The organism is Pseudomonas sp. SMV71, assembly GCF_052042015.1.
In the GTDB taxonomy this organism is placed as follows: Bacteria; Pseudomonadota; Gammaproteobacteria; order Pseudomonadales; family Pseudomonadaceae; genus Aquipseudomonas.
The window spans coordinates 204707-221218 of the sequence record NZ_JBKGGU010000003.1 but is presented as its reverse complement, the minus strand read 5'-3'; the positions used below and the strand labels follow the sequence as shown (position 1 = coordinate 221218).

Below are 16512 nucleotides of genomic sequence, written 5' to 3'. Positions count from 1 at the left end.
GAGGCACCGCCAAGAATAAAAAGGAAACCGCCCATGCCGTACTTTCCCGGTGTCGACAAGATTCGCTACGAAGGCCCCACCAGCCAATCACCCCTCGCCTTCCGCCACTACGATGCCGATAAGTTGGTGCTCGGTAAACCGATGCGCGAGCACCTGCGCATGGCGGTCTGTTACTGGCACACCTTCGTCTGGCCGGGCTCCGATGTGTTCGGCGCCGGCACCTTCAAGCGCCCGTGGCAACGCGTCGCAGACCCGATGGAACTGGCCATCGGCAAGGCTGAAGCAGCGTTCGAATTCTTCTCCAAACTGGGCATCGACTACTACTGCTTCCACGACACCGACGTCGCCCCGGAAGGCAGTTCGCTTAAGGAGTACCGCAACCACTTCGCGCAGATGGTCGACCACCTGGAACGTCATCAGGAGCGGACCGGGATCAAGCTGCTGTGGGGCACCGCCAACTGCTTCAGCAACCCGCGCTTTGCCGCCGGTGCTGCCAGCAATCCCGACCCGGAGGTTTTTGCCTGCGCGGCCGCCCAGGTGTTCAGCGCCATGAACGCCACGCAGCGCCTCAAAGGCAGCAACTACGTGCTGTGGGGCGGCCGCGAGGGTTACGAAACCCTGCTCAACACCGACCTCAAGCACGAGCGCCAACAACTGGGCCGCTTCATGCAGATGGTGGTCGAGCACAAGCACAAGATCGGCTTCAAGGGCGACCTGCTGATCGAGCCCAAACCCCAGGAGCCGACCAAGCACCAATACGATTACGACAGTGCCACGGTGTTCGGCTTCCTGCAGCAGTTCGGCCTGGAAAACGAAATCAAGGTCAACATCGAGGCGAACCACGCGACTCTGGCCGGGCACAGTTTCCATCATGAGATCGCCACCGCCGCGTCCCTCGGGATCTTCGGCAGCATCGACGCCAACCGGGGCGATCCGCAGAACGGCTGGGACACCGACCAGTTCCCCAACAGTGTCGAAGAGATGACCCTGGCCACTTACGAAATCCTCAAGGCCGGGGGCTTCGGCAATGGTGGTTTCAACTTCGATTCCAAGGTCCGCCGCCAGAGCGTGGACGAGCTCGATCTGTTCCACGGCCATGTCGCGGCCATGGATGTGCTGGCGCTGTCACTGGAACGCGCCGCCGCGATGGTGCAGAACGATCAGCTCCAGCAGTTCAAGGACCAACGCTACGCCGGCTGGCAGAAACCGTTCGGCCAGGCCGTGCTGGCCGGCGAGTTCAGCCTCGCGTCACTGGCCGAACACGCCTTTGCCAACGAGCTGAATCCGCAGGCCGTCAGCGGTCGCCAGGAGATGCTCGAAAACGTGGTCAACCGGTTTATCTACACCTGACAACCTGTGGCGAGGGAGCATGCTCCCGCTGGGCTGCGAAGCAGCCCCCGGAACAGGATGCTTGCCGAAGGCTTGTGACATTCGCGCGACAAATCTCTGCCCACGGCGCCACTCAGCACTCTACAGTTCTACCGGCACCACGCTCATCGTCAGGAAGTGTCTTTCAAACAACAATAAAAGGACGCACCACATGAAAAAGTTCCAACGCACGTTAATCGCCGGCGCCCTGGCCCTGCTCTCGCTCCCGGTCATGGCCGACGCCGCTCACCCGAAAATCGGTTTTTCCATCGATGACCTGCGGCTGGAACGCTGGTCGCGGGACCGTGACTACTTCGTCGCGGCGGCGGAAAAACTCGATGCCAAGGTCTTCGTCCAGTCCGCCGACGCCAACGAGCAGAAACAGATCTCCCAGATCGAAAACCTCATCTCCCGTGGCGTCGACGTGATTGTCATCGTGCCGTTCAACGCCACCGTGCTGACCAACGCCGTCGCCGAAGCCAAGAAGGCCGGGATCAAAGTCGTGTCCTATGACCGGCTGATTCTCAACGCCGACATCGACGCCTACATTTCCTTCGATAACGAAAAAGTCGGCGAGATGCAGGCCAGCGGCGTGCTCAAGGCCGCGCCCAAGGGCAACTACTTCCTGCTTGGCGGCGCGCCGACGGACAACAACGCCAAGGTGCTGCGCGAAGGCCAGATGAAAGTGCTGCAACCGGCCATCGACAAGGGCGACATCAAGATTGTCGGCCAGCAATGGGTCAAGGAATGGAACCCCACCGAAGCCCTGAGCATCGTCGAGAACGCGCTGACCCGGAACAACAACAAGATCGACGGCATCGTCGCCTCCAACGACGCCACGGCCGGCGGCGCCATCCAGGCCCTGGCCGCGCAGCAACTGGCCGGCAAGGTACCGATCTCGGGCCAGGACGCCGACCTTGCGGCGGTCAAGCGCGTGATCGATGGCACCCAGACCATGACCGTCTACAAGCCGCTGAAACTGATCGCCTCCGAAGCGGCCAAGCTCTCGGTGCAACTGGCGCGCAACGAGAAGCCTGCCTTCAGCTCGCAGTACGACAATGGCAGCAAGAAAGTCGACACCATCCTGCTCACGCCGACCCCGCTGACCAAAGACAACATCGACCTGTTGGAAAAGGATGGGTTCTATACCAAGGCGCAGATTGCCGGGCAGTGATCTGAACGAATCTGGTCAATCAAGCAAAATCCCTGTGGGAGCGAGCTTGCTCGCGATAGCGGCAGCACATTCAACATTGATGCAAGCTGAACCACCGCCATCGCGAGCAAGCTCGCTCCCACAGGGGATTGACCAGCATGACGCTCACACTTGGCAGCTCGCTTATGTGTAAGTCCTTCTCCAAGAGTCCTTGCCATGTCCGATTACCTATTGCAAATGAACGGCATCGTCAAAACCTTCGACGGTGTCAAAGCCCTGAACGGCATCGACATCAAGGTCAGGCCGGGCGAATGCGTCGGCCTGTGCGGCGAGAACGGTGCCGGTAAATCCACGCTGATGAAAGTCTTGTCGGCGGTCTATCCCCACGGCACCTGGGACGGTGAAATCCTCTGGGACGGCCAGCCGCTCAAGGCGCAATCCATCAGCGAAACAGAAGCCGCCGGGATCGTCATCATTCACCAGGAACTGACCCTGGTCCCCGACCTGTCGGTGGCTGAGAACATCTTCATGGGCCACGAGCTGACGTTGCCCGGCGGGCGCATGAACTACCCGGCGATGATCCACCGCGCCGAAGCACTGATGCGCGAACTCAAGGTGCCGGACATGAACGTGTCGCTGCCGGTGTCCCAGTACGGCGGTGGCTACCAGCAACTGGTGGAAATCGCCAAGGCCTTGAACAAACAGGCGCGCCTGCTGATCCTCGACGAGCCTTCTTCCGCCCTGACCCGCTCGGAAATCGAAGTGCTGCTGGACATCATCCGCGATCTCAAGGCCAAGGGCGTGGCCTGCGTGTACATCTCCCATAAGCTTGATGAGGTGGCTGCGGTGTGCGACACCATTTCGGTGATCCGCGACGGCAAGCACATCGCGACCACTGCCATGGCCGACATGGACATCCCCAGGATCATCACGCAGATGGTCGGCCGGGAAATGAGCAATCTCTACCCCACCGAACCCCATGAGATCGGCGAGGTGATATTCGAGGCGCGCCACGTCACTTGCTACGACGTCGACAATCCCCGACGCAAACGGGTCGACGATATTTCATTCATGCTCAAGCGCGGGGAAATCCTCGGCATCGCCGGGCTGGTCGGCGCCGGCCGCACCGAACTGGTGTCGGCACTGTTCGGCGCCTATCCAGGGCGCTACGAGGGCGAAGTCTGGATGGACGGCCAACTGGTCGACACGCGCACGCCACTCAAATCGATCCGCGCCGGACTGTGCATGGTCCCCGAGGACCGCAAGCGCCAGGGCATCATTCCCGACCTGGGGGTGGGCCAGAACATCACCCTGGCGGTATTGGAAAACTACTCGAAAATGACCCGCATCGATGCCGAGGCCGAACTGGGCAGTATCGACAGGGAAATCTCGCGCATGCATCTCAAGACCGCGAGCCCGTTCCTGCCCATCACCAGCCTTTCCGGCGGCAACCAGCAAAAAGCCGTGCTGGCGAAAATGCTGCTGACCCGACCGAAAGTGCTGATCCTCGATGAGCCGACCCGTGGCGTGGATGTCGGCGCCAAGTACGAGATCTACAAGTTGATGGGCGCGCTGGCGGCCGAAGGTGTGTCGATCATCATGGTCTCTTCGGAACTGGCCGAAGTGCTGGGGGTTTCCGACCGCGTTCTGGTGATCGGTGAAGGCCAGTTGCGCGGAGATTTCATCAACCAGGGCCTGACCCAGGAACAGGTACTCGCTGCGGCGCTCAGCCAGCCCGATGGCCATAACAATAATGATCGGAAGTCCGCGTAAATGAATCAGGTCAAACAACTCTTTTCCCGCTACAAAATGCTCGCCCTGGTGATCGCCGTGGCGCTCATCTGGCTGTTCTTCAGTTGGCAGACCGACGGCGGGTTCCTGACCCCGCGCAATCTCTCCAACCTGCTGCGGCAGATGTCCATCACCGGGATCCTGGCCTGCGGCATGGTGCTGGTGATCATCAGCGGTGAGATCGACCTGTCGGTGGGCTCGTTGCTTGGATTGTTGGGGGGGCTGGCGGCGATCCTCGATGTGGTCTATCACATCCCGCTGCTGGCGAACCTGAGCCTGGTTGCGTTGTGCGGCCTGGTGATCGGCCTGGGCAATGGCTACATGACCGCGTACCTGCGCATCCCTTCGTTCATCGTCGGTCTGGGCGGCATGCTGGCGTTTCGCGGGATCCTGCTGGGTGTGACCGGCGGCACCACTATCGCCCCGGTGTCACCGGAACTGGTCTACGTCGGCCAGGGTTATTTGCCTCACGCGGTAGGGACCGGGCTGGGCGTGGTGCTATTTGTCCTGACCCTGTTCCTGACCTGGAAGCAGCGGCGCAATCGTGCTTTGCATGGCCTTGCGGCGCACTCGTTGGTACGCGATGTGCTGCGGGTGGTGCTGATCGGCGCGGTGCTTGCCGGGTTCGTCTACACCCTCAACAGCTACGACGGGATCCCGGTGCCGGTGCTGCTCCTGCTGGTGTTGCTGGGAGTGTTCAGCTATGTCACCAGCCAGACCGTGTTCGGACGGCGGGTCTATTCGGTGGGCAGCAACATGGAAGCCACACGCCTGTCGGGCATCAACGTGCAGGCGGTGAAATTGTGGATCTTCGGCATCATGGGCGTGATGTGCGCCCTCGCCGGTATGGTCAACACCGCACGACTGGCCGCAGGCTCGCCCTCGGCCGGCAACATGGGCGAACTCGACGCCATCGCCGCCTGCTTCATCGGCGGCACCTCCATGCGCGGCGGCTCGGGCACTGTCTACGGCGCCCTGCTCGGCGCGCTGGTCATCACCAGCCTGGACAACGGCATGTCGATGCTCGATGTCGACAGCTACTGGCAGATGATCGTCAAAGGCAGCATTCTGGTGCTGGCGGTGTGGGTGGATGTGAGTACCCGGACTGGGCGGCGGTGAACGGAGTGAAAGCACCCATGCACATCGAACCGTTCTCCATCGATATCCCCGAAAGCGCACTGGAGGACCTGCGGCGTCGCCTGTTGAACGCACGACCGCCCGAGCCTTTGGCCGGGCAAGGCTGGAGCGAAGGCATCGACATGGATGTGCTACGCGACCTGCTCGCCTATTGGTCGACAGCATTCGACTGGCGCGTCCAGGAAGCGGCGCTCAATCGCCTGCCGCAGTTTGTCGCCGATGTCGGCGGCCAACGGGTTCACTTCATTCATCAACGCGGTGTCGGCCCGGCACCAATGCCGTTGATCCTGACTCACGGCTGGCCCGGTTCCTTCATCGAGATGCAGCAGATCATCCCGCTGCTGACCGACCCGGCCAGTCACGGCGGTGATCCGGCGGATGCCTTCGATGTGGTAGTGCCGTCCCTGCCCGGCTACACCTTTTCTGCGCCATTCCAGCAGCCCGGCAACGGACCTTATGAAGTGGCCGGCTTGTGGGGCGAGTTGATGAGCGGCTTGGGTTATGAGCGATTCGGCGCCCAGGGCGGGGACATCGGCGCGGGGGTTTCGACCTGGCTCGGCGTGCGGTTTCCCGAGCGGGTGACAGGCATCCATCTCAATTACATCCCAGGCTCCTATCGCCCTCCCCTTGGCGAAACCGAACCACCGCAGACCGCAGCCGAAACCGCCTTCCTGCATCACGCCGCTGCGTTTGCCGATGCCGAAGGCGCCTATGGACACATCCAACGCACCAAACCGCAAAGCCTAGCGGTGGGCCTGAATGACTCACCGGCCGGTTTGCTGGCCTGGATGGGCGAGAAGATCCTGTCCTGGTGCGACACCCGCCCGGCCATTGACCGCGACTGGCTGCTGACCAACGTCACGCTGTACTGGCTGACGAACTGCATCGGCTCTTCGTTCCGGCAGTACGTTGAAGGCAGCAAGCGACCGATTGCGTTCAGCCATGGGGAACGGGTGAAGCCTGCGGTCGGCGTGGCGGTGTTTCCCAAGGAATTGCCTATGCCGCCGCGCAGTTGGGTGGAGCGTTGCTGCGATGTAAAACGCTGGAGCGTGATGCCCAAGGGTGGGCATTTTGCGGCATTGGAACAGCCGCAGTTATTGGCGGAGGAAATCAGGGCGTTTTATCGGGATTTGCGGTAGTGCAGATTGGACGATGGCATAACCTGCCGCCCCAGAACTCAAGCCCTAGTACAACCCGTGGCGAGGGAGCTTGCTCCCGCTGGGGTGCGTAGCAGCCCCAAACCGGCCGCCTTGTTTCCCCAGGCACACCGCGGGCCCCGGTTTTGCGGTGACTGCGTCACCGCGCGGGAGCAAGCTCCCTCGCCACGGGGATCGGGGGCGTCCTACAGGGCGGTTGTTGTGGCGGGAATCGACTTCTATAGTTGGTTCGCCGCTGGCTTTGGTCGGTGGCAGGGTTTCGCAGCCCTACAGATACGCTAGCAACCAAGCATCATAAAAGTAACAATGTGCGCCGTTGGCGTTCGACGTCATTTTTATGGTGGCTGTGCGTGGGAGGCCTTCGGGTCTGCCGGGTTCCTTCGTATCCTCGGTCTGCGAACCCGCGTGCAGCTACCACCCATTCGTTTCGCAGCGGATCGTAGTAGCTTTTCTTTGATACGAAGACGAGTAACTAAAGCCATGAAACATGACGATCAACGCTTCACCCCAATCACCCAGACCGCCACCGCCTACCCCGTCCTGCTGATCAACACCCAAGCCCCACTCCCCGAGCTCCATGCCTGCGTCAGCGAACGCCTGCATGCCACTCTCGATTACCTGACCCTGATGGCCTGCACCACCCTGCGGGACTCCGCCAGCACCGACCTCAACACCGTCACCAACGTCGCCCGGATCCTGGTCCAGGACGTGACCGACATGTTTGCCGTCATCGAACGCCGCGGCCTCGAAGACTAGCCCCTCGCCACAAATGCTCATACTTACGCCGACCCACATCGGCCCGAATCAACATATGGAGAGATTCACATGGAAGTCCGTAACCCGCTGCAACCTTCGCAATGCACCAACATGGAGGACATTCGTGGCGAAATCGATGCTTTGGATAAAGCCGTTATCAAACTTCTGGGCAAACGCTTTCAGTACGTGCTGGCGGCCTCGAAGTTCAAGACCTCGGCCACTTCAGTGCGTGCGCCGGAACGTTTCAAGGCAATGCTGGCGACGCGCCGTGAGTGGGCCGAGGCCGAGGGCCTGAATCCGGATGCGGTCGAGAAGATGTACAGCGATCTGGTGAATCATTTCATTGCCGAGGAGATGAAGCACTGGGCTGCGCGTCAGCCCTGAAACAGGCGCACTCCCATTCTGGACCCCTACGTCACCGTCAATAACCAATAACTGAAACCACAAAGCCCCGACCAGAGTCCTCGTCGAAACGAGGGACGACGGCCGGGGCTTTATGCATCGATTGTGATGACTAGGAGGTTTCACCACCCTCCGTCAACGCCGCCAGCAACAGCGGATGCAACACCGCCTCTGGATGCTTCTGCTGCCAGGCCGACAATTCCCTGCGCATGCCCGGCGTCCAGAAGCTCTGGATGTGCTGGCGCACGCCCTTCACCGCCAGGGTGTTGTCCGGTTCGCTGGAGAAATACTGGGCGATCTGGTTGGCCATCTTGATCAGGCTTTCAGAACTCATCGGCGCACCTCGGCTTTCTCCGCATGACGGCGTTCACGCAGCAGGCGCACTTGTTCATCACTGAATGCCTGATAGCGCTTCTGCCATTCGGAAGGCTGGCTGACCCGCACGATTTCCACCGCCGTTACCTTGTATTCCGGGCAGTTGGTGGCCCAGTCGGAGTTGTCGGTAGTGATCACGTTGGCCCCTGATTCGGGGAAGTGGAAGGTGGTGTACACCACCCCCGGCGCGACCCGCTCGGTGACTTTCGCCCGCAGTACGGTCTGCCCGGCGCGGCTGCCGATGCCGACCCAATCGCCATCGACGATGCCACGGTTCTCGGCGTCGGTCGGGTGGATTTCCAGGCGGTCTTCCTCATGCCAGGCCACGTTCTCGGTGCGCCGGGTCTGGGCGCCGACGTTGTACTGGCTGAGGATCCGGCCAGTGGTGAGCAACAGCGGATAGCGGTTGTTGACCTTCTCTTCGGTGGGCACGTAGCCGGTGAGCATGAAGCGTCCCTTGCCGCGTACGAATTGCTCGATGTGCATGGTCGGCGTGCCGTCCGGTGCGGCATCGTTGCATGGCCATTGCAGGCTGCCGTGGCGCTCCAGTTCGGCGTAGCTGACACGGGTGAAGGTCGGCGTCAGGCGGGCGATCTCGTCCATGATCTGTGATGGATGGCTGTAGTCCATCTTGTAACCCAAGGCGTCGGCCAGGGCGATGGTGGCTTCCCAGTCGGCCTTGCCGGCCAGGGGCTCCATCACCTTGCGTACCCGGGAGATCCGGCGCTCGGCGTTGGTAAAGGTGCCGTCTTTTTCCAGGAACGAGCTGCCCGGCAGAAACACGTGGGCGAACTTGGCCGTCTCGTTGAGGAAGATGTCCTGCACGATCACGCACTCCATGGCGCTCAGGGCTGCGGTCACGTGCTGGGTGTTGGGGTCGCTCTGGGCGATGTCCTCACCCTGGCAGTAAAGCGCCTTGAAGGTGCCGTCCAGGGCGGCCTCGAACATGTTCGGAATACGCAAGCCCGGGTCGGGCTGCAGGGTCACGTTCCAGGCCTGTTCGAACTGGGCGCGTACGGTTTCGTTGGAGATGTGCCGATAGCCAGGCAGTTCGTGGGGGAACGAGCCCATGTCGCACGAGCCCTGGACATTGTTCTGCCCGCGCAACGGGTTCACGCCGACACCTTCGCGACCGATGTTGCCGGTGGCCATGGCGAGGTTGGCAATGCCCATGACCGAGGTACTGCCCTGGCTGTGCTCGGTGACGCCGAGGCCGTAATAGATGGCTGCGTTACCGCCGGTGGCGTAGAGCCGGGCAGCAGCGCGGATCTGTTCGGCAGGCACGCCGCACACCGGGCCCAAGACCTCCGGTGAGTTTTCCGGCAGGCTGACGAAATCGCTCCAGCGGGCGAAATCCGCCGGTTCGCAGCGTTCGTCGACGAAGTCCTGCTTGACCAGTCCTTCAGTGACAATCACGTGGGCCAATGCGTTGAGCATCGCCACGTTCGTGCCGGGACGCAGTTGCAAGTGGAGCTCAGCGCGGGCATGCGGCGAATCCACCAGGTCGATGCGCCGTGGGTCGATGACAATCAGTCGCGCACCCTGACGCAAGCGGCGCTTGAGCTGCGAGCCGAACACCGGGTGAGCGTCGGTGGGGTTGGCGCCCATCACCAGGATCACGTCGGCCTTCATCACCGAGTCGAAGTTCTGGGTCCCGGCGGATTCGCCCAGGGTTTGCTTCAGGCCATAGCCGGTGGGCGAATGGCAGACGCGGGCGCAGGTGTCGACGTTGTTGTTGCCGAACGCGGTACGCACCAATTTCTGCACCAGGTAGGTTTCTTCGTTGGTGCAGCGGCTAGAGGTAATGCCGCCGATGGAGTCGCGCCCGTACTTGAGCTGGATGCGCCGTAACTCGCTGGCCGCATAGGTGACTGCCTCGTCCCAACTGACCTCCTGCCACGGGTCGTTGATATGCTTGCGGATCATCGGTTTGGTGATGCGATCCGGGTGCGTGGCATAGCCCCAGGCGAAGCGACCCTTGACGCAAGAGTGGCCGTGGTTGGCTTGGCCGTTCTTGTCCGGAACCATGCGCACCAGTTGCTCGCCCTTCATTTCAGCACGGAACGAGCAGCCGACACCGCAGTAGGCGCAGGTGGTGATGACACTGCGTTCCGGCTGGCCGATCTCCACTACGCTCTTGTCGATCAGCGTAGCGGTCGGGCAGGCCTGGACGCAGGCGCCGCAGGACACGCATTCGGAGTCGAGGAAATTGTCACCGCCGGCTGCTTCCACACGGGAATCAAAACCACGCCCGGTGATGGTCAGGGCGAAGGTGCCTTGGATCTCTTCACAGGCACGCACGCAACGGCTACACACGATGCATTTGCTCGGGTCGTAGTCGAAATAGGGGTTGGAAATGTCCTTGGTCTCGGCCAGGTGATTGGCGCCGTCGTAGCCGTAGCGCACCTCGCGCAGGCCGACCTGCCCCGCCACCGTCTGCAATTCGCAATTGCCGTTGGCCGGACAGGTCAGGCAGTCCAGTGGGTGGTCGGAGATGTACAGTTCGATCACATTGCGCCGCAGCGTGGCGAGCTTGGAGGTCTGGGTGCGGACCACCATGCCCTCGGTCACCGGCGTGGTGCAGGAGGCCGGGTAACCGCGCATGCCGTCGATCTCCACCAGGCACATGCGGCAGGAACCGAAGGCTTCCAGGCTGTCGGTGGCGCAGAGCTTGGGAATGGTGGTGCCGAGCAACGCGGCGGCACGCATCACCGAAGTGCCGGACGGGACCCTGATCTCCCGGCCGTCGATGGTCAGGTTGACCTGCACTTCGCTTTCGCGAGCGGGTGTGCCAAGGTCGATGTCAGTGCTGGGGTCGAAGATGTTGATCATTGGTCGGCCTCCGTGGTCGCCAGACCGAAATCGGCGGGAAAGTGCTTGAGGGCGCTGGCGACGGGGTATGAAGTCATCCCACCGAGGGCACAGAGCGAACCGTATTGCAGGGTGTCGCACAGGTCTTGCAGCAGCAGCGCCTGTTCCTGGCGAGCACTGGCATCGGTGCTGGCGATCAGACGATCCACCACTTCCACCCCACGGGTGGAACCGATCCGGCACGGCGTGCACTTGCCGCAGGATTCCTCGGCGCAGAACTGCAAGGCGAACCGGGCCATGTGGGCCATGTCCAGGCTGTCATCTGCCACCACCACACCGCCGTGACCGAGCATCGCGCCCATGGCGGCGAACGCTTCGTAGTCCAGCGGTGTGTCGAACTGCGAGGGTGGCACCCAGGCGCCCAACGGCCCACCCACCTGCGCGGCCTTCAAGGGCCGACCGCTGGCGGTGCCTGCGCCGTAACCTTCCACCAATTCGCGCAGGCTCAGGCCGAAAGCACGCTCCACGAGGCCAGCCTGACGGACATTGCCGGCCAGCTGGAACGGCATCGTCCCCAAGGAACGGCCCATGCCGAAATCACGATAGAATTGCGCGCCTTTTTCCAGGATCACCGGGACCGAGGCCAGGGTCACCACGTTGTGCACCAGGGTCGGCAAGCCAAACAGACCTTGCAACGCTGGCAGCGGTGGTTTGGCGCGGACCTCGCCGCGCTTGCCCTCCAACGATTGCAGCAGCGAGGTTTCCTCGCCACAGATGTAGGCACCCGCCCCCACCCGCACTTCCAGCTCGAAGCGGCGACCGCTGCCGCCCACGTCCGCGCCCAGGTAACCGGCGCTACGGGCGATGCCCAGGGCTTGGTTCAGGGTGCTGACGGCGGCCGGGTATTCCGAGCGCACGTAGATGTAGCCCATCGTCGCACCGACCGCGATGCCGGCGATGATCATGCCTTCGATCAGCAGGAACGGGTCGCCTTCCATCAACATCCGGTCGGCAAAGGTGCCGGAGTCGCCTTCATCGGCGTTGCACACCACATACTTCTGCGTCGCCACCGCGTCGCGCACGGTGCGCCACTTGATGCCCGCCGGAAACGCCGCGCCACCCCGACCGCGCAAGCCGGAATCGAGCACGCTGGTGACCACGTCCAGGCCATCCATCTGGATCGCCCGGGCCAGGCCCAGGAAGCCGCCCTTGGCCCGGTACTCATCCAACGACAGCGGCTGGGTGATGCCGGCGCGGGCGAACAGCAGGCGCTGTTGGCTCTTGAGATACGGGATTTCTTCCACCGGGCCCAAGGCCAGCGGATGGCTGCCGGGATCGCCCGCCAGAGCATCGAGCAGGCTCGGTACGTCTTGCGGCGTGACGGGACCGAAACCCAGGCGTACGCCGGCACTTTCAAACTCCAGCAGCGGTTCCAGCCAATAAAGGCCACGGGAACTGGTGCGACGCAACTCCAGCGGCACTTGTCGACGTTCAGCTTCACTGACCAGTGCCGCCGCCACCTTGTCTGCGCCCACGGCGCAGGCCACCGAATCACGAGGGATGCAGAGCGTCAGCATGAGCCCTCCTCCAGGCAACCGTTCACCAGCTGGCGCAGGCGCTCCGGGGTCAGACGTGCATGCAGCTCACCGTCCAGTTCAAGGGCCGGCGAACACACGCAGGCACCCAGGCAATACACCGGCCGCAGGCTGATGCTGCCATCGGCGCTGGTGCCGTGATCGTCCAGGGACAAGTGTTCGCGCAATTGCGCCGCCAACCCTTCCGCGCCCTTGCTCTGGCAGGACTCGGCCCGACACAGACGCAAGGTATGCCGCGCCGGCGGCGTGGTGCGGAAGTCGTGGTAGAAACTGATCACCCCGCGTACTTCAGCCTCGCTGAGGTTAAGGGCATGGGCGATTTCAGGGACGGCGGTGTCGGGCACATACCCGCAACCTTCCTGGATGGCATGCAGGATCGGCAACAAGGCACCCGGGGTGGCCTTTTCGCGTTCCAGCACGCTGTGAATCAGAGGCAGGTGAAGCGTCTCATCGAGCATAAGTGACCTCGGCATCTCGAACGCCACCGCCGCATAGCGGCAGCCGTCCGGAGTCTTGGCTGCGGCGCCCGGCCCACGTCACGGTAGCGTGGTTGATCCAGACGCCATTCCTGCTCTCCAGCCAGGCGTCTTGGCGCGCCTGGTCCGGGGCATCCTTACAGCTTGCCACTCCCCAAGGGTGGCGATTGCACGTGGACGACAGAACGTGTTCTGAAAGCGACTCGGGGTGAAATGTGAGCTTAGTTCAAATGATGCACCCACCTCATTTATCAGGATTACCAAGGTTCCCGGTGCTATGGACCCCGTACGGGCACGTATCGACCACAGCCGCTCCCAGTACTACTTCAACTCCACCAACCGAATCGACTGCGACCCATCCAGCGACAAGTGAATCGTCGCCGCTTTGCTAGGAAAATTCGGCGCATCGCTGTCGGTATTTTCCAGTACCGGAATATCGATCAAGGTCTGCTCGCCGGATGGATCGCTGACCAGCCTGGCGTCCAGCTTGTCGATCGAACGCCAGCTGTCACCGCCGATGCGAATCACGTCGAGCAAGCTGAAATGCTGCACGCCCTCTTCGTTCTCTTCGGGGGTAAAAGCCGCCAGGTATTGGCTGTAATTATTGCCCATGCCGAAGCCTTCGATGGTGAATACGGCGAGCGTTACTTCGCTGTCCTCGCCGGTGTTCAGCGTCTGCACCAGTGTTGCTTCTGGGTAGCCGGTGGCGTAGCTGTCTTTCAGTAGCGCCACCAGATGCCCGACCTGTTCTTCCAGGGGTTTCGCAACGGGCGGTTCGGCGGCTTGGGTCAGGGTACAGGCGAGGAACAGGCTGGCGGTCAGCAGGTGCAATTTCATGAAGGGAAAGTCCGAGGTACGGGAGGTCGGCGCGGATATTAGCGCATGAGCAGCATGGTTGATTAGCCTGTCGTTGCCTGTAGCAGCCTGCTCGCTAAGGAACGCAATGCTGTTCACTTGAGGTTTATCACATGTCGTGGCGAGGGAGCTTGTTCCCTCGCCACGGGGCGGTGTCGTCCTTAAGTAAAGAGTATTGCGGCGGTATCGGCATTTTCTACATCGCGCAATCTACTTTGATAGAAAAGAAAATTGAGCAAACGCGGCTAGGCACATTTATACCGTTATAGCCGACTCTATTGCGACCGTACTTCCAAGAGCCTTTCCCTGATGCCCGACATGCCGACCCACCTCGCTTACACCCAACGTTTCAATGCAGTGCTCGCCTACATCGAGGCTAACCTCGAAGGCGACCTGTCAGTGAAGACGCTTGGCGAGGTGGTGAATTTTTCGGCGTTTCACTTTCATCGGCAGTTCACGGCGTTCGTCGGCGTACCGGTTTCACGTTATGTGCAACTGATGCGATTGCGACGCGCAGCCCATCGCCTCGCGGCCGCGACTGATTACTCGGTACTGGATGCCGCAACCGATGCCGGCTTTGAAAGTCCCGAGGCATTCAGTCGGGCATTCCGGCGGGCATTCGGCATGACACCGAGTGCCTTTCGCAAGGCGCCGAACTGGCAGGTCTGGAACGCGGTGTTCACCATCCCTCACTTTTCCAGGACTATCACCATGCAACTACGAATCGTGGATTTCGCTGAAGTCCGGTTGGCAGCGCTTGAGCATTGCGGCCCGCCCGGCCTCGTCAATGAAAGTGTGCGCAGGTTCATTGAGTGGCGCACGCAGAGCGGGCAATCGCCAGTGGCGTCGAGCCGCAGCTTTGGTATTCCCTATGGCAACCCCGATACGACGCCGCCGGAGCATTTCCGCTTCGCCATCTGCGGCGAGATTCACGAGGCCGTGGCGCCGAATGAATTCGGCGTGCACGAGCGCGTCATTCCTGCCGGTCGTTGCGCTGTGGTGCGGCACACAGGGTCACCGGATCACATCGGCGAAACGATTTACCCGGTCTACCGCGACTGGCTGCCTGCCAGTGGAGAAGAACTGCGTGATCATCCACTGTTCTTCCATTACCTGAGCGTCTATCCCGAAACGCCACAGGATCAGTGGCAAACCGAGGTGTATATTCCGTTGCAGTAGCGGCAGAGCAGCCTGGGCTCGGGTCTGACGAGGCTCTACCCTGGATAGGCTACTCCACCACCACCTGCAACCATCGCAGCCCTGCGCTCCACCCGCTCCCGACAAGCCTCACCAAACGCCTGGAAAATCCTCAGATAGTCCGGATTGGCCGTCACCTGCCACTCCGGATGCCACTGCACGCCCAAGGCGAATGCCTTGCTGCCCTCCACAGAAAGCCCCTCCACCAACCCGTCTTCGGCCACGGCCTCGACACGCAAGCCATCGCCCACCCGAGCGATGCCCTGGCCGTGAACAGAGTTGACTTGAATAACGCCTGACAAGCCCAGTCGAGACAGTGCGCCACCCGGTTGCACGGTCATCGCGTGGGTGCGGGCATACTGGTCTTCGACCGGTTCGTTACTGGGCGGCTCGTGCTCCGCGCCTGGGCCGTCGAGTTGCTGGTGGAGAGAGCCGCCAAAGGCGACGTTCATTTCCTGGAAGCCGCGGCAGATCCCGAGCACCGGCACGCCCGCCGCCACCGCAGCACGCCAGAGCGGCAACGCCAGGTGGTCGCGGGCCGGATCGTGTGACGTTCCCGGCGGGCTGGGAGGACCGTCGTAGTGATGGGGTTCGATATTCGAAGGAGAGCCGGTGAACAGCAGCCCGTCCAGGCTCTCCATGATCTCGGACAGGTCGAGCAATTCCGGGAACACTGGCAAAATGAGTGGCAGCCCCTTGGCCGCGCAAGCCACCGCACGGGCATATTTGTCGTTACTGATTTGCACGGTGTGCGGACCGATCTGCCATGAACAGGCGATGATCCCGATCCTGGGCAGCCGTGACGCGCTGCAGGTTTTATCAACATCTATGTTGTTGGAATGCATGGCAGGCCCTTGGTGGCGTCGACAATTACCGTATGGATTGCGACGCGGGCCGGGTTGTTCATTCGGGATGATGGGCGTTCAGCCTAATACCTGACAGTTGAACCAGACTTCTGTGGGAGCGAGCCTGCTCGCGATCGCGGTGGGTCAGCTTGAAAGTGATGTTGACTGTGCCGCCGCTATGGCGGGCAGGCTCGTTCCCACAGGGGGGCTCTGTCACACGGCGTCGGTAACGGGTCCTTTCAGCGCCAAGCCGATCTTGTGCTGCAACTCGCCTTCGGAGAACGGCTTGTGCAATACCGGGTACCCCGCAAACTCCGCTGGTACGCCGCTGGCGCCGTACCCAGTGCTGAAGAGAAAGGCAATGCCACGACTGCGCAGGATCTGCGCCACAGGAAAAACCCGTTCGCCAGCCAGGTTGACGTCGAGGATGGCGAGGTCGATCTGCGCCGTGCTGGCTCGATCCTGCGCGGCGGCGAGTCGAGCAACCGAGGCGACGATTTCGCAGCCCAGATCCTCCAGCATTTCCTCGATCAGCATGGCAATCGCTCCTTCGTCCTCGACGACGAGCACCTGGACCCCGGCAAACGGCGTCAT

Annotated in this window: 15 protein-coding genes; 8 read left to right on the top strand and 7 right to left on the bottom strand. The window is 61.9% G+C overall.

Going from position 1 to position 16512, the window contains the following annotated elements; genetic code table 11:
- Positions 1–33 precede the first annotated feature (33 nt).
- The 7 genes from xylA to ACLEJQ_RS04060 all read left to right on the top strand — a co-directional run bounded on the left by xylA (position 34) and on the right by ACLEJQ_RS04060 (position 7746).
- Positions 34–1350: a xylose isomerase gene (xylA, locus tag ACLEJQ_RS04090; RefSeq protein WP_440792421.1), complete on the top strand. Its 1317-nt coding sequence runs from the start codon at positions 34–36 to the stop codon at positions 1348–1350.
- A gap of 190 nt (positions 1351–1540) precedes the next feature.
- Positions 1541–2542, top strand: coding sequence for a D-xylose ABC transporter substrate-binding protein (xylF, locus tag ACLEJQ_RS04085; RefSeq protein WP_440792419.1), 1002 nt, complete (start codon positions 1541–1543; stop codon positions 2540–2542).
- A 195-nt stretch (positions 2543–2737) separates the two neighbouring features.
- Complete coding sequence (gene xylG / locus ACLEJQ_RS04080; RefSeq protein ID WP_440792417.1) at positions 2738–4294, top strand: D-xylose ABC transporter ATP-binding protein; 1557 nt, start codon at positions 2738–2740, stop codon at positions 4292–4294.
- Positions 4295–5431, top strand: a complete 1137-nt coding sequence (locus tag ACLEJQ_RS04075; RefSeq protein ID WP_440792415.1) for a sugar ABC transporter permease — start codon at positions 4295–4297, stop codon at positions 5429–5431.
- 17 nt (positions 5432–5448) lie between these two features.
- Positions 5449–6588, top strand: coding sequence for an epoxide hydrolase family protein (locus ACLEJQ_RS04070; protein WP_440792413.1), 1140 nt, complete (start codon positions 5449–5451; stop codon positions 6586–6588).
- A 498-nt stretch (positions 6589–7086) separates the two neighbouring features.
- Positions 7087–7362, top strand: a complete 276-nt coding sequence (locus tag ACLEJQ_RS04065; protein ID WP_440792411.1) for a fructose-bisphosphate aldolase — start codon at positions 7087–7089, stop codon at positions 7360–7362.
- 69 nt (positions 7363–7431) lie between these two features.
- On the top strand, positions 7432–7746 hold the full coding sequence (locus ACLEJQ_RS04060; protein WP_440792409.1) for an isochorismate lyase: 315 nt from the start codon (positions 7432–7434) through the stop codon (positions 7744–7746).
- A 130-nt stretch (positions 7747–7876) separates the two neighbouring features.
- Here ACLEJQ_RS04060 and ACLEJQ_RS04055 read toward each other — a convergent pair whose 3' ends face one another.
- From ACLEJQ_RS04055 to ACLEJQ_RS04035, 5 genes are all read right to left on the bottom strand, one after another.
- Positions 7877–8098 carry a formate dehydrogenase subunit delta gene (locus tag ACLEJQ_RS04055; RefSeq protein WP_440792407.1) on the bottom strand — a complete coding sequence of 74 codons (222 nt, stop codon included), beginning with the start codon at positions 8096–8098 and terminating at the stop codon, positions 7877–7879.
- Positions 8095–10971 (bottom strand): formate dehydrogenase subunit alpha, encoded by a 2877-nt coding sequence (gene fdhF, locus ACLEJQ_RS04050; protein ID WP_440792405.1) that lies wholly within the window; start codon positions 10969–10971, stop codon positions 8095–8097. Before fdhF ends, ACLEJQ_RS04055 begins: the two co-directional genes overlap by 4 nt.
- Complete coding sequence (locus ACLEJQ_RS04045) at positions 10968–12527, bottom strand: formate dehydrogenase beta subunit (protein WP_440792403.1); 1560 nt, start codon at positions 12525–12527, stop codon at positions 10968–10970. The genes fdhF and ACLEJQ_RS04045 overlap by 4 nt, the downstream gene beginning before the upstream one ends.
- Positions 12521–13003 carry a formate dehydrogenase subunit gamma gene (locus ACLEJQ_RS04040; protein WP_238962161.1) on the bottom strand — a complete coding sequence of 161 codons (483 nt, stop codon included), beginning with the start codon at positions 13001–13003 and terminating at the stop codon, positions 12521–12523. Before ACLEJQ_RS04040 ends, ACLEJQ_RS04045 begins: the two co-directional genes overlap by 7 nt.
- Positions 13004–13342: 339 nt before the next feature.
- The gene (locus tag ACLEJQ_RS04035) at positions 13343–13858 is read right to left on the bottom strand and encodes a hypothetical protein (protein ID WP_440792402.1); all 516 of its coding nucleotides are present in this window, start codon (positions 13856–13858) and stop codon (positions 13343–13345) included.
- A 327-nt stretch (positions 13859–14185) separates the two neighbouring features.
- Here ACLEJQ_RS04035 and ACLEJQ_RS04030 point away from each other — a divergent pair, with 327 nt between their 5' ends.
- A complete protein-coding gene (locus ACLEJQ_RS04030; RefSeq protein ID WP_440792400.1) occupies positions 14186–15055 on the top strand; it encodes an AraC family transcriptional regulator in 870 nt (289 codons plus the stop codon).
- A 35-nt stretch (positions 15056–15090) separates the two neighbouring features.
- Here ACLEJQ_RS04030 and ACLEJQ_RS04025 read toward each other — a convergent pair whose 3' ends face one another.
- Together ACLEJQ_RS04025 and ACLEJQ_RS04020 are read right to left on the bottom strand one after the other, a co-directional pair.
- Positions 15091–15918 carry a gamma-glutamyl-gamma-aminobutyrate hydrolase family protein gene (locus ACLEJQ_RS04025; protein WP_440792398.1) on the bottom strand — a complete coding sequence of 276 codons (828 nt, stop codon included), beginning with the start codon at positions 15916–15918 and terminating at the stop codon, positions 15091–15093.
- 213 nt (positions 15919–16131) lie between these two features.
- The gene (locus ACLEJQ_RS04020) at positions 16132–16512 is read right to left on the bottom strand and encodes a response regulator (protein ID WP_440792396.1); all 381 of its coding nucleotides are present in this window, start codon (positions 16510–16512) and stop codon (positions 16132–16134) included.

Coding starts and splice junctions, on each gene's coding strand:
- xylA (WP_440792421.1), top strand. CDS start 34: ATGCCGTACTTTCCCGGTGTCGACAAGATTCGCTACGAAGGCCCCACC.
- xylF (WP_440792419.1), top strand. CDS start 1,541: ATGAAAAAGTTCCAACGCACGTTAATCGCCGGCGCCCTGGCCCTGCTC.
- xylG (WP_440792417.1), top strand. CDS start 2,738: ATGTCCGATTACCTATTGCAAATGAACGGCATCGTCAAAACCTTCGAC.
- ACLEJQ_RS04075 (WP_440792415.1), top strand. CDS start 4,295: ATGAATCAGGTCAAACAACTCTTTTCCCGCTACAAAATGCTCGCCCTG.
- ACLEJQ_RS04070 (WP_440792413.1), top strand. CDS start 5,449: ATGCACATCGAACCGTTCTCCATCGATATCCCCGAAAGCGCACTGGAG.
- ACLEJQ_RS04065 (WP_440792411.1), top strand. CDS start 7,087: ATGAAACATGACGATCAACGCTTCACCCCAATCACCCAGACCGCCACC.
- ACLEJQ_RS04060 (WP_440792409.1), top strand. CDS start 7,432: ATGGAAGTCCGTAACCCGCTGCAACCTTCGCAATGCACCAACATGGAG.
- ACLEJQ_RS04055 (WP_440792407.1), bottom strand. CDS start 8,098: ATGAGTTCTGAAAGCCTGATCAAGATGGCCAACCAGATCGCCCAGTAT.
- fdhF (WP_440792405.1), bottom strand. CDS start 10,971: ATGATCAACATCTTCGACCCCAGCACTGACATCGACCTTGGCACACCC.
- ACLEJQ_RS04045 (WP_440792403.1), bottom strand. CDS start 12,527: ATGCTGACGCTCTGCATCCCTCGTGATTCGGTGGCCTGCGCCGTGGGC.
- ACLEJQ_RS04040 (WP_238962161.1), bottom strand. CDS start 13,003: ATGCTCGATGAGACGCTTCACCTGCCTCTGATTCACAGCGTGCTGGAA.
- ACLEJQ_RS04035 (WP_440792402.1), bottom strand. CDS start 13,858: ATGAAATTGCACCTGCTGACCGCCAGCCTGTTCCTCGCCTGTACCCTG.
- ACLEJQ_RS04030 (WP_440792400.1), top strand. CDS start 14,186: ATGCCCGACATGCCGACCCACCTCGCTTACACCCAACGTTTCAATGCA.
- ACLEJQ_RS04025 (WP_440792398.1), bottom strand. CDS start 15,918: ATGCATTCCAACAACATAGATGTTGATAAAACCTGCAGCGCGTCACGG.
- ACLEJQ_RS04020 (WP_440792396.1), bottom strand. CDS start 16,512: ATGACGCCGTTTGCCGGGGTCCAGGTGCTCGTCGTCGAGGACGAAGGA.